Annotated in this window: 10 protein-coding genes, 1 pseudogene and 1 riboswitch; all 11 genes and pseudogenes read left to right on the top strand. The window is 38.3% G+C overall.

The window, feature by feature from the left end:
* Positions 1 to 128: 128 nt before the first annotated feature.
* Positions 129 to 773, top strand: a complete 645-nt coding sequence (fsa, locus tag G8O30_RS12620; protein WP_239672412.1) for a fructose-6-phosphate aldolase — start codon at positions 129 to 131, stop codon at positions 771 to 773.
* Positions 774 to 1,070: 297 nt separating this feature from the next.
* Positions 1,071 to 2,357, top strand: a complete 1,287-nt coding sequence (locus tag G8O30_RS12615; protein WP_239672411.1) for a UDP-N-acetylglucosamine 1-carboxyvinyltransferase — start codon at positions 1,071 to 1,073, stop codon at positions 2,355 to 2,357.
* Between the two features lie 143 nt (positions 2,358 to 2,500).
* A complete protein-coding gene (locus G8O30_RS12610; RefSeq protein ID WP_239672410.1) occupies positions 2,501 to 3,430 on the top strand; it encodes an NAD-dependent epimerase/dehydratase family protein in 930 nt (309 codons plus the stop codon).
* Positions 3,423 to 4,652: a hypothetical protein gene (locus G8O30_RS12605; protein WP_239672409.1), complete on the top strand. Its 1,230-nt coding sequence runs from the start codon at positions 3,423 to 3,425 to the stop codon at positions 4,650 to 4,652. The genes G8O30_RS12610 and G8O30_RS12605 overlap by 8 nt, the downstream gene beginning before the upstream one ends.
* Entirely contained in the window at positions 4,645 to 5,550 is a 906-nt protein-coding gene (locus tag G8O30_RS12600; protein ID WP_239672408.1) for a tetratricopeptide repeat protein, read from the top strand. The genes G8O30_RS12605 and G8O30_RS12600 overlap by 8 nt, the downstream gene beginning before the upstream one ends.
* Entirely contained in the window at positions 5,528 to 7,051 is a 1,524-nt protein-coding gene (locus G8O30_RS12595) for a DUF2194 domain-containing protein (protein ID WP_239672407.1), read from the top strand. The genes G8O30_RS12600 and G8O30_RS12595 overlap by 23 nt, the downstream gene beginning before the upstream one ends.
* A complete protein-coding gene (locus tag G8O30_RS12590) occupies positions 7,036 to 7,368 on the top strand; it encodes a hypothetical protein (protein ID WP_239672406.1) in 333 nt (110 codons plus the stop codon). Before G8O30_RS12595 ends, G8O30_RS12590 begins: the two co-directional genes overlap by 16 nt.
* A gap of 55 nt (positions 7,369 to 7,423) precedes the next feature.
* Positions 7,424 to 8,776 (top strand): annotated as a pseudogene (gene pelF, locus G8O30_RS12585) (GT4 family glycosyltransferase PelF); the annotation flags it as partial.
* Position 8,777: 1 nt separating this feature from the next.
* Complete coding sequence (gene pelG, locus G8O30_RS12580; protein ID WP_239672404.1) at positions 8,778 to 10,181, top strand: exopolysaccharide Pel transporter PelG; 1,404 nt, start codon at positions 8,778 to 8,780, stop codon at positions 10,179 to 10,181.
* Between the two features lie 76 nt (positions 10,182 to 10,257).
* Positions 10,258 to 10,345: riboswitch (cyclic di-GMP riboswitch) on the top strand.
* Between the two features lie 34 nt (positions 10,346 to 10,379).
* Complete coding sequence (locus G8O30_RS12575; RefSeq protein WP_239672403.1) at positions 10,380 to 11,219, top strand: glycoside hydrolase family 191 protein; 840 nt, start codon at positions 10,380 to 10,382, stop codon at positions 11,217 to 11,219.
* A gap of 119 nt (positions 11,220 to 11,338) precedes the next feature.
* Entirely contained in the window at positions 11,339 to 12,301 is a 963-nt protein-coding gene (glpX, locus tag G8O30_RS12570; RefSeq protein WP_239672402.1) for a class II fructose-bisphosphatase, read from the top strand.
* Positions 12,302 to 12,303: the final 2 nt, after the last annotated feature.

Here is a 12,303-nt window from a genome sequence, read left to right as displayed (position 1 = left end):
CCAATCGCAATGATGTAGCTCTAAATCGTATGTTTGAAATATGACGCTAGTCCAATAAAAACCAACCCAAAGTAGTAGTACGTCTTAATTTTTAAACTTTATGAACATAAAAAGGGGAGAATTTTATCATGAAATTTTTTGTAGACACTGCTAACATTCAAGAAATAAAAGAACTAGTTGAACTTGGGGTAGTTGCAGGGGTAACCACCAATCCAAGTCTTGTTGTAAAAGAAGGGGTAGACTTTCACTCTAGATTAAAAGAAATAACAGAGATTGTTCCGGGGTCAGTGTCAGGGGAAGTCATTGCGACAGACGTGGAAGGAATGATTCAAGAAGGTGTAGCGTTAACGAAGATTGCACCTCAAATTACAGTAAAAGTTCCGATGACGGTAGATGGTTTAAAAGCCGTTAAGGTATTTACGGAAATGGGTATCAAAACGAATGTAACCCTTATTTTTAGTGCGAACCAAGCACTGTTAGCTGCACGTGCGGGAGCAACGTATGTATCTCCATTTGTAGGCCGTCTAGATGACATTGGACAAAACGGAATGGACTTAGTTCGTGATATTCGTCACATTTTTGACTTGCATAAAGTAAAAACAGAAATTATCGCAGCATCGATTCGACATCCACAACATGTACTAGAAGCATCATTGGCTGGAGCACATATTGCTACCATTCCATCGAAAGTGTTGCTACAATGTGTACAGCATCCTTTAACAGATAAAGGATTGGATGCGTTTTTGAAGGATTGGAATAATGCAAAGGGATAAGACTTGTGGTGTCTAGCTGCAGGTGCGCAGCCGCTCGGCAAACTCGGAAAGCCCTCCGTTGGCTGAAGAGCTGCCTACTCGGTCTTCCCAAGTTTGCTGCCGTGGCTTAACGCGCGCCTTTCGCTTTTCTTTGTCGAAACTTACGAAACACTTCATTCATAAATTTGTGCAAAACCATACATGTTTTTGCCAAAATCGTTTAAAATAACATCAAACTACCAACATTTTACTCGGATAGCGAGAGAATGTGTGTAAATTAGCTGGGAGCAAGACAACCAGAACGGAAGGGAGCCGATTATGGATAAATTAATGATTGCTGGTGGAGATAAGCTAGAAGGTACAATTAAAGTGAGTGGTGCAAAAAACAGCGCTGTCGCTTTAATACCAGCTACCATCTTAGCGGAATCACCTGTTACGATTGAAGGCTTACCGGATATTTCAGATGTGGAAATGCTTAAAGGACTTTTAGAAGAAATCGGAGGATCTGTCTCTTTCGATGGAAGTAATATGACAGTGGACCCGTCCACGATGATTTCTATGCCGCTACCAAACGGACGTGTGAAAAAATTACGTGCGTCTTACTATTTAATGGGTGCGATGCTAGGTCGATTTAAAAAAGCAGTAATCGGACTTCCAGGTGGTTGTCATTTAGGCCCCCGTCCGATTGATCAACATATTAAAGGTTTTGAAGCACTTGGTGCAAAAGTGACAAATGAACAAGGCGCTATCTATCTTCGTGCAGATGAACTTCGTGGTGCACGAATCTACTTAGATGTAGTTTCTGTAGGTGCAACCATCAATATCATGTTAGCTGCTGTTCGTGCTAAAGGAAAAACGATTATTGAAAATGCAGCAAAAGAACCAGAAATCATTGATGTTGCAACGCTTCTTACTAACATGGGAGCGAAGATTAAGGGTGCGGGTACAGATGTTATTCGTATTGAAGGTGTAGACCATCTTCATGGATGCCAACATACAATCATCCCAGACCGCATTGAAGCTGGAACGTTTATGATTATGGCTGCAGCATGTGGAAACGGAGTAGTCGTGGACAATGTTATTCCGTTACACTTAGAGTCTGTCATTGCGAAACTTCGTGAAATGGGCGTACCAGTGGAGATTGGCGATGAACAAGTCTATATCGGTCGTTCTGAATGCCTTAAGGCGGTTGATATTAAAACGCTAGTATATCCTGGATTCCCGACCGATCTGCAGCAACCAATGACAACACTGTTAACACGGGCAGAAGGGTCATCTGTCGTGACAGATACTATTTACTCGGCGCGATTTAAACATATTGATGAGCTACGCCGCATGAATGCTACCATTAAGGTGGAAGGTCGTTCTGCCATTATCAATGGCCCTTCACCGTTACAAGGTGCAAAGGTCAAGGCAAGTGACCTGCGCGCTGGAGCTGCTCTTGTCATCGCAGGTCTGATGGCGGATGGTGTAACAGAAGTGACAGGCCTTGAGCACATTGACCGTGGTTACGCTAATCTTGTGGAAAAACTTACAGGTTTAGGAGCAACGATTTGGCGTGAAGCGATGACAGAGGATGAGCAAGAACAAATTAAGAGTTCATAAATTATCAACCTTACTCGTAGGATGGCTATGAGTAAGGTTTTTTTTTACTAAATTTTTTTTTACTAGAATTACTAGTACTTTTGTATCGTTGTTATAATAGAATGATAATAGTAACTATTTTAGTTTGATGTGAGGGAACGCAGATGAAAGTGTTAGTAACAGGAGGTTTAGGTTTTATAGGATCTTCCATTGTAGAGTTATTAGAAAGGGAAGGTCATGAAGTTTTTGTCATGGATGATGTACGTTCAGGTGATAGAAATAATGTAAACATGGATGACAATCGTCTTTATGAGATGGATATTCTCTCCGAACAGGTAGAGGACATATTTAGAGAGCAACGTTTTGATGCTGTTATCCATCAAGCCGCTCAAGTTTCTGTTTCCTACTCTATGAAAAATCCACTAGAAGACATGGCATGTAACGTAAATGGAACAGTAAGAATGCTAGATTTATCTGTTAGATATAAAGTGAAAAAATTTATCTATGCAAGTACCGCCGCCGTATATGGATCTCCGGTTAAACCGCTTGTAAACGAAGATACAGTGCCGAATCCAATCTCCCCATACGGTTTATCTAAACTTACAGGAGAAGAGTACTGTAAAATGTATCATCGTTTAGATCCAAGTATGTCTATTACTATTTTACGCTATTCCAATGTGTATGGTCCTAAACAAAAAAGCACTGGGGAAGCAGGCGTTGTGACGAAGTTTTTAGAGGCAATGAAATCGAATCAGGCTATCACTGTCTATGGAGATGGAAAACAAACAAGAGACTTTGTCTATGTGGAAGATGTAGCAAGAGCTAATGTATTAGCTCTAGAAGAACGACACCCCTTTTCGTTATATCAAGTTGGTATGGGGCAATCCATTACTATAGAAGAGTTAATTATGAGTATGTCTACTGTTTTTCGAGTCTCTTTTACAATTAACTATGAACCAGAACGAGAAGGAGATATTCGTCATAGTAAGGTCGACATTTCAAAGATAGTCAATGCCTACAATTGGCGTCCAAATACGACTATTAGTAAAGGGCTTGAAAAGATGAGACATTATTGGGGGTGGAAAGATGTTTAAGCAAAATAAACACTGGATTAAATGGATAGAGCTAGTTACGATTGCGTTTGTATTAACCCTTTTTACGTATATGATTTCATTAGATGAAATAGTAAATGTATCTATTTTCTCCACATTTATTTTATTAATTGCTATTAGATATGGGATTTTACTAGGCATTTCTGCTGCAACTTGGAGTGTTATCCAACTATTTTTGACTCAAGTGAAAGCTGGCAACGATGTCTTTCTATTTGTAACGTTTGGTCCTTTTTGGGTCACTGTTATATTTTACTTTGTCATTGCCTACGTAGGGGGGTTATACGCTACTCGCTACAAAGAACGTTACGAGGATAAAGAAGCAGAAAGGCGAGAGGTAGCAATACAACTTCAACAAGCTGTTGCTACTTTGCAAACTGTACATGAGACAAATTCTATCTTAGAGAAGAAAGTTTTGACGACAGAAACGACCATTAATAGCGTATATAGAATGCTTCGATCTCTGGATCAAGAAAATGTAGAAAGTTTTACAAATAATGTTGCGGAAATCTTAGAAAACTATTACGGAGCTAAGAATTATGGAATTTACCATGTTGATCAAAATGAGCGTGTACTTCGATTAAAGCTAAAAAATGGGGAATTAACGCAACTTCCAACTACTATTTTTACAGATCAGTCGCCATCTTTTTATCAACGAATGTCCTCTACGGGTAATATCACAATGAGAAATATCTCAGAAGAAGAAAAAAATGCACCACTACTAGCTATTCCTCTTCGTTATGACTATTCCTTAAAGCAGGTAATTATCATAAATGACATGGATATCAGTTCCCTAAGTAGAGAAGGAGTTCTCATTCTCCAACACGTTCAATCAATTATGGAAGATTATTTAAGAAAGATTACTAGAAAAGAAGAGCAAGAAAGAGAACAGCACTTTTACCATAACACGTCAATTTGTAAGCCTGCGTATTTTAAAAAACGTGTGGAAATTGAAAAAGAGAGATGGGAGAAGTTCGGGATAGCATACAGCTACTTTAGACTAGAGGCGAAAAAAATAGATGAATTGATCTTAAGTGATTTAGATCAAGCTCTACGTCCTTATTTAAGGGAAGTAGATATACTCGGATATTTTCCTCAACGGGAATGGATTGTCGTGCTTTTACCTGCGACGTCTAAAGAACATATAAACATCATTCAAACTCGTATTCAACATGTAGTTGGGGAGTTGATGGTAGTCCATGACTAATATAATCATCGTTTTTTATGTCTTCCACACCATATTTTTATACTTTTGGATGAAACGATACAAAAAAGAAAATGGAGTACGTGATTGGGTAGGGGTGATAAGCTTCTTTTTCCCTATTATCGGAGAAGTAATTTTTCTACTACTAGAATATTTACAGAAACGACATCCGAACCAAGAAGGGTATATCCCGTATGAACGATTTGCTGTAAATAACTATCAAATCATTCAAGTAGTATCCATGAAAGAGAGAGAATCATTACCATTTCTTTCAGGGATTCAAAGTAACGACGAAGAGACAGGGAAGGAGCTTGTCTATCGTCTACTAGAAAGTGATATTGATAAACAAGGTCACTATATGAAAGAAGCAGTAAATGTTTCTAATTCAGAGACAGTTCACTATGCAGCGACAGGGTTTCAGCTGTTAGGTAGGAAATATGAGGCAGCTATTAGAGAACTTACTCAATTGGTAGAGGAACATGGTACGGAAAAAGAATATGATTTACTATTAAGTGTTTACCGAGAGTATCTAAATAGCGATGTATTAACAAAGGAAATACATCAAAAGAAAAAAGGAATGTATGAAGTTTGGTTGAAGCAAGCGCTAGAAAAATATCCAAACAATTATACGTTTTTCCGTGCAAAAGGAAATTGGATGCTAGAGACAAATGTAGAGGATGCCTTTAGTTATTGGGAAAATGGATTAAAACGTTTCCCTGATCAAGTAGAATGCTATTCAGAGGTAGCAGTTCTCTATTATAAAAATGGAAATATAAAAGAGTTGCATAAACTTTTACTAGAAGTGGAAGAGAAGTTTAGTCCTCAGAAACGCACAAACGAGTTAAACATGCTACTCGCAATAAAGAGAGGTAATTTATATGTGGAAGAAAACATCTCTTAATCTTTTTACAGTTGTCTTCATTACCGTAATATGTATTTCGGTAATTCAATATGTAAAAGTGAAGGGATTTCACCAAGTAATACCAACGACTATTCCACCTGCCGAAGAAGAAATTTACACATCTATTGACCATCCTTCTATAGAATCTGAAGAAAGTATTCTTTTATTAGGGAAAGAAGGTAAATTGGAAAATGATTCTGCATTTCAGCAATTCAAAGAATCAATGAAATTGGCAAAAAAATCATATCAATTTCTAGATTCGCTAGAAGGTTTGAAACCAAACAGTTACCAAGTGGTTGTCCTATTAGAAAAAGATATTGCTGAAGTAGAAAGGGATAATATTCGAACGTATGTTGCAAAAGGTGGAAATGTACTAGTTGGGCAACGTTATATTGATGCAGCAACCCAAGATCTGTATGGAATAGAATCATCAAATGGCTATTTTGAAGAAAGTTTAAACGGTATTACGTTTAGGAAAGACTTTGTTCCTCTTTACGAAGATCTGTTGGGAGAGGATATAACAGTACCAAACAGTTCTTTAGATGTAACACTAAAAGAAGAAGCAGAAGTTTATATTACAGCGGAAGATGTTCCGATATTTTGGACGTATAAGTACGGAGAAGGCAAGATTGGTTATTGGAACGGTACCATGCTTCATGCAAAGGAGTCCAGAGGCTTGTTTCTTCAATCCATCTCATTATTACCTGATAAGTTCGTATCAACTCAAGTTGGAGCTAGTGTCTTCTTTATAGATGATTTCCCTTCTCCTATCACAACAAGTGATTACGATGAGATAGAAAAGGAGTATAAGGAAAGCACAACTTCTTTTTTTAGAAATATATGGTGGGAAGAAATGAAAGGTTTGCGTTCTGAATTTGGTTTAAAGTACACTCATGCATTTATTGGGACTTATCAAGATACCCACTCTATTGATGCTGAGGAGCTGATAGAATTAAACGAGAGAAATTTCTTGTTCTTTGGTCGTGATAGTCTTGCATTAGGAGATGAATTATCCCTGCACGGCTACAACCATCAATCATTAGTGACGAAAGATGAACCAATAGATCCCGAACTAGGTTACACTCCATGGAAGTCTCAGAAGGCTATGGAAGCAGCTACGAAAGATGTAATGGACATGTTTGATTACTTCTTTCCTGATTACCAGGTGATCACATATGTTCCTCCTTCTAATGTCATTAATGATACAGGAATTCGAGCTATTAAGTCAGCTCATCCTCCTATCCAAATTATATCTTCCCTTTACCTAGGTAATGCAGAGCTCGGTACTTATATACAAGAGTTTGGACAAGATCAAGTAGATCCGAGCCTATTCCATTTACCACGTTCTTCAAGTGGATTTGACCCCAACGAAACAGAAAAAAGGGGCTATATAGATTTGTTAGCTAACGCAGGTATGTTTTCTCATTTTATTCACCCTGATGATCTACTTGATCCAAATAGAAATAAAGGGGGGATTGGGCAAACTTGCACCAAAAAATGAAGCGTAACTTACAAGAAATTTATCGTGCGTATCCATTTCTTCAGGGGATGACAGCGAAAGAGGCGCGGGAACATTTATTAGCTTATGAAAAAATGAAAGTAGATTTATCTTTTGAAGACAATCGATTAGTTATTAGTGGTGAGGAGTTAAACTTACCTTTAATCATAAGTGTCAGACTAAATGACGGTACGTCTATAGAAAGCGGAAAATTTAACAGTTATGAAGTCGTTAAAGTACCAGGAGTATCCGATATCTACTCTATTAAACTGTCAGAGTCTGTATCGGAAATACCCATTACAAGGGAGCGGGGAAGATGAAAATAGCTCTAATTGCAGAAGGGAGTTATCCCTATGTTAGTGGGGGGTATCAACGTGGATGCATAGTCTTATCAAAGAAAACCCTTCTATTACCTTTACGGTCATTGCTATCCTCCCAGCATCTGCCTCAGAAAAAGATAAAGCATTTAAGTATGCCCTTCCTAACAATGTCAAAGAAGTGCAAACGTTATTTTTAGGATCTCCTGAGGAAAAGTTGGTAGAACCGGTGATGAACCAAGAACAATTCGAACTACTTGAGAAGTTCTTTTTATCTAGAGCTAGTATGGACCAAATCTTTCCTATCCTTTCTAACAAAAAAGTGATGGGTTCTCCTAGTGGATTTTTTAATAGTAGAGTATTTTGGGAGATTGTCCAAAACTGCTACGAAAAGGAAGGGCTACACAGTTCTTTTATTGATTATTTTTGGATGATTCGAAATAAATACGAACCTATCATATCTTTAATTCAATCACCCATTAAGGACAAATTTAATTTAGTGCATTCTGCTTCTACGGGATACGCAGGGGTTTTAGGAGCATTTCTCTCCTATCAACAAGATATACCGTATTTAGTTACAGAACACGGAATTTACTCTAGAGAGCGAGAAGAGGAAATTTTACAATCTACATGGGTGCCGGCAGTATACAAATCTAGGTGGATAAATTATTTCCATTATTTAAGCAATATTGCTTACAGTCAGGCGTCAAAAATCATTTCTTTATTTGATCGAAATGCAACCATTCAAGAAAGAGTAGGAGCTTCAAAAGAAAAGATTATGGTGATAGGGAATGGAGTAAACATCGCTTCAACACCGAAATTTGAGGTCAAAAAAGTAGGAGAAAAATTACACATAGGTGCAATCGTACGTATTGTTCCAATTAAAGATATTTTAACGATGCTACAGGCAGCACATCTCTTAAAGGAGAAAAGAGTTAATTTTCACCTCTATATCTTTGGGCCAGTAGATGAAGATCCCTCTTATGCGGAAGAATGCCAAGTGAGTTGTAGAGAGTTGAACCTTACAGAACATGTAACCTTTACGGGCAAAATTAATGTAGCGGATTGGATTCCTAAAATGGACCTTTTCTTACTTACTAGTATTTCAGAAGGTCAACCAATGGCGATCTTAGAAGGCTTTTCTTATGGTAAACCATTTGTAGCTACAAACGTTGGGAATTGTAGAGGGCTTGTGGAAGGAGAGGGAGATGATTCTTACGGAAAGGCTGGGGAGATTGTACCACCTGTAAACGCAGGTCAACTTGCAGAAAAGATAACACAGTATGCAAATAATCCTCAGATGTTGGTAGAGCATGGGATGAATGGCTTTAAGAGAGTGAAAGCAAAGCACTTATTAGAAGATATAATCCATCAATATGCAAACTTGTATAAACAATTAGGAGGGAAGTAGAATGGCCGGCATTGGATTTCAATTGAAAAAAATGTTTCGAGAAGACTACTTCTCTACTAGAGCACGAGCGTATGCGTTTACTATTCTCATCACTTCTGGACCTTGGTTGGTGACAATACTAACCTTGGCATTCTTACAGTGGGGGATGCTAAGGGATGGAGCGAATTTACTGACAAAAGAGCTATTTGTTGTGAGTGTGTCCTACACCTTTGTTTTCTCTCAAGTTATCTTTATGTCCTTACAACTTTTTGTTACGAGATATGTGGCAGACCTATTTTATGAGAAAAAAATGAATGATGTCTTTTCATCCAGTATTGGATTAATGAAGGTAACGGTAGTAGCAGCCTTGTTATTGTGGCTACCTTTTGCCTTATTGACTCCTATTCCCTTCTGGTATGATTGGTTGTTACTTTTACTTTTCTTAACAATGAACTTAATTTGGGTGCTGTTTCTATATAGTAATGCTATGAAGACGTATCAATATGTCATTCGAGCTTTTGCAGTAGGAGCTGGAATCATTGTCCTAAGCTATATCTTACTACCATTTGATCGGTGGTTATCCTATATGACTCCGCTACAAGGAGCTGCAATCATGCTTGTGGTTTTCTTATGCGGGATGTTGACCACTTTTTGTATGCTTTTATACAACATGTTAAGAAGTTTTCCAGATCGAAATTCTAAGCGTCCGTTTGCAGCGTTAGCTTATGCAAAGAAGTATCCTGCTTTAGTAATTACTGGAGTTTCGTATGGGATTGGCTTATGGGTTCATAACGGCATTATCTGGTTTGGGGAAGGGGCAATCCTATTAGAAGGAACATTTCGTTATCATCCGTCTTATGATACAGCAGTGTTTTGGTCTTTTTTATCCATTATTCCTACCATGATGATGTTTGTGATTTCTATTGAAACAAGATTTTATGAAAGATACTGGTCGTTTTACGGGTATATAAACGAAGGAGGAAGCCTGGAGCAAATTAAAGAAAGTAAATCTTCCATGTTACGGGTGCTAAGAGAGGAAGTCATTCGACTGGTGAGAACACAGGGTCTCTTTTCTTTTCTACTACTCTTGTTACTTCCTACAATGGTAAGTATTTTTGAGCTTAGTGGTAAATACTATGATATTTTACCGATGACCATTATAGGCGTTTTTTCTACTAGTTTAGTCTTATCGTTTTCTCTATTGCTACTCTATTTTGACGATCGAAAGGGAGCAGCATACACGAATCTCTTATTTTTAGTTGGGATTGCTAGTGTGACAGCATTCTTATTACCTTTTGGAATTGATTGGTACGGAGTTGGTTTTGCCATTGGTGCCACGCTTTCCTTCTTATTTGGTGCACTTCGTTTACAATACTATGTGAAAGATGCAGATTATTATATCTTTATGAGAAAAGAAGTTTCGTAATTTTTCAAAAAATACTAGTCAATATCCTGCACAAAAGGATAGAATAAGACATATAGTACATTATAATTAAATACTAGTTGGTGATGGGCAAACTTGGTGAAAGCCAAGGACGCAAAGACATGGGTCTTCGATTCTATTAGAATAAAGATCGCCAGTCTGCGAAACCACCCATCCCTCGGTAAATTGGAGGGATTTTTGATGAAGAAGTTAGCTTCTTTATTGATGTTGATTGTTTTATTTCTTGTGAGCAGCTTTACTGGACATGCTTACGAAGGGAAAGCAGTGAATGTATTGGCAGGAGTAGAAAGTTATAAAATCTTTTATAATACACCTAATAGTAAAATAATAGAAAAACTACGTACCTATGATCTAGTCATTATTGAACCACAGTTATACACAAAAGAGCAGATTGACTATATTCAATCTAGTGGAACGATTGTGATGGGATACATCGGAGTAATGGAAACACCGATGTGGAACCAACGTCGTGTAAAATTACTAGAACCAACAGATTATTACCATAAAAACGGACAGCGTATCCATTACCCACAATGGGATTCCTACTACATGGACATTACGAAACCTCACTTCCAACAAGTTCTGCTAGATGAAGTACAAGAGCAGATCGTTGCGAAAGGATTTGACGGAGCTTTCCTGGATACGGTGGGAAATATAGATAACGAACATTTTTGGACAGATAAACCACAGTACTATGTTCAATTAAACGGATTATTAACTTTCTTGGAAGAGTTGACTACAACTTATCAAGAGCTTTTATATATTCAGAACTGGGGTATGGAAACGATTATGCATACACACCAGTACATGGACGGATTTATGTGGGAAGGGTTTAATTACAACGTAGTGAAAAAAGATGAGTGGGCACAAAATCAAATTAGTCGTTTAACAAGATTGCAAGAAGAAACAGAAACAAGAATATTAACGGTTTCTTTTGAAACAGAGAAAAAGAGTACAAAATATGCTAAGAAGTTTGGGTTTGCCCACTATCACGAGAAGAAATCATACGATGAATTTTAATAAAGTAGGTAGAGACAAGGAAAAGTCTCTACCTATTTTTTATTTTACCTACTCCATAACGCTATTAATGTGTTACAATATTTATAAATATGACATACTAATTTAAGGGGCGATACACAATGGAACGAAGTCTTTCGATGGAATTAGTACGAGTAACAGAAGCGGCAGCACTTGCAAGTGGGCGTTGGATGGGGCGCGGCTGCAAAAATGAGGCAGATGAAGCCGCAACTTCCGCCATGCGCGATGTGTTTGATACAGTTCCAATGAAAGGAACGGTTGTAATTGGGGAAGGAGAAATGGATGAGGCACCAATGCTATACATTGGGGAGAAACTTGGAACTGGTTACGGGCCTCGAGTGGACGTTGCAGTCGATCCGCTAGAAGGAACCAATATTGTTGCTTCTGGTGGCTGGAATGCGCTGGCAGTTCTAGCAATAGCGGACCACGGTAACCTTTTACATGCACCCGATATGTACATGGACAAAATAGCAGTTGGCCCTGAAGCAGTTGGGCTGATTGACATTGACGCTTCTATTGAAGATAACGTGAAAGCGGTAGCTAGAGCAAAAGGAAAAGATTTAGAGGATATCGTTGCGACGATTTTACAAAGAGACCGTCATGCGGAAACAATCGCAGAATTACGAAGGTTAGGTGTTCGTATCAAATTAATTCAAGATGGTGACGTTGCAGGTGCTATTAACACGGCATTTGACCATACTGGCGTCGATATTTTATTTGGATCAGGAGGTGCCCCAGAAGGAGTCATTGCCGCGGTCGCTCTAAAATGCCTAGGTGGTGAAATCCAAGGACGTCTTCTTCCGCAACATGAGGAGGAACTATCTCGTTGTGTCAGAATGGGAATTGATCCTGATAGAGTTTTGAGAATGAGTGATTTAGTCAGAGGGGACGACGCCATTTTTGCAGCGACTGGAGTAACAGACGGAGAACTCCTTCGCGGTGTACAGTTTAAAGGTACCTATGGAGAGACTCATTCACTAGTCATGCGAGCAAAATCTGGTACGGTACGCTTCATTGACGGTCGTCATTCTCTGAAAAAGAAACCAAATCTCGTGATTAAATAAAG

The sequence above is a fragment of the Mangrovibacillus cuniculi genome, from assembly GCF_015482585.1.
GTDB lineage: Bacteria > Bacillota > Bacilli > Bacillales > R1DC41 > Mangrovibacillus > Mangrovibacillus cuniculi.
Note: the sequence above shows the minus strand (reverse complement) of the source record. Positions and strands in the feature narration are given on the sequence as shown.

What these genes read in the sequence shown, in the direction of transcription:
- G8O30_RS12615 (WP_239672411.1), top strand. Translation starts at nt 1,071, where the DNA reads ATGGATAAATTAATGATTGCTGGTGGAGATAAGCTAGAAGGTACAATT.
- G8O30_RS12605 (WP_239672409.1), top strand. Translation starts at nt 3,423, where the DNA reads ATGTTTAAGCAAAATAAACACTGGATTAAATGGATAGAGCTAGTTACG.
- fsa (WP_239672412.1), top strand. Translation starts at nt 129, where the DNA reads ATGAAATTTTTTGTAGACACTGCTAACATTCAAGAAATAAAAGAACTA.
- pelG (WP_239672404.1), top strand. Translation starts at nt 8,778, where the DNA reads ATGGCCGGCATTGGATTTCAATTGAAAAAAATGTTTCGAGAAGACTAC.
- glpX (WP_239672402.1), top strand. Translation starts at nt 11,339, where the DNA reads ATGGAACGAAGTCTTTCGATGGAATTAGTACGAGTAACAGAAGCGGCA.
- G8O30_RS12575 (WP_239672403.1), top strand. Translation starts at nt 10,380, where the DNA reads ATGAAGAAGTTAGCTTCTTTATTGATGTTGATTGTTTTATTTCTTGTG.
- G8O30_RS12610 (WP_239672410.1), top strand. Translation starts at nt 2,501, where the DNA reads ATGAAAGTGTTAGTAACAGGAGGTTTAGGTTTTATAGGATCTTCCATT.
- G8O30_RS12600 (WP_239672408.1), top strand. Translation starts at nt 4,645, where the DNA reads ATGACTAATATAATCATCGTTTTTTATGTCTTCCACACCATATTTTTA.
- G8O30_RS12595 (WP_239672407.1), top strand. Translation starts at nt 5,528, where the DNA reads ATGTGGAAGAAAACATCTCTTAATCTTTTTACAGTTGTCTTCATTACC.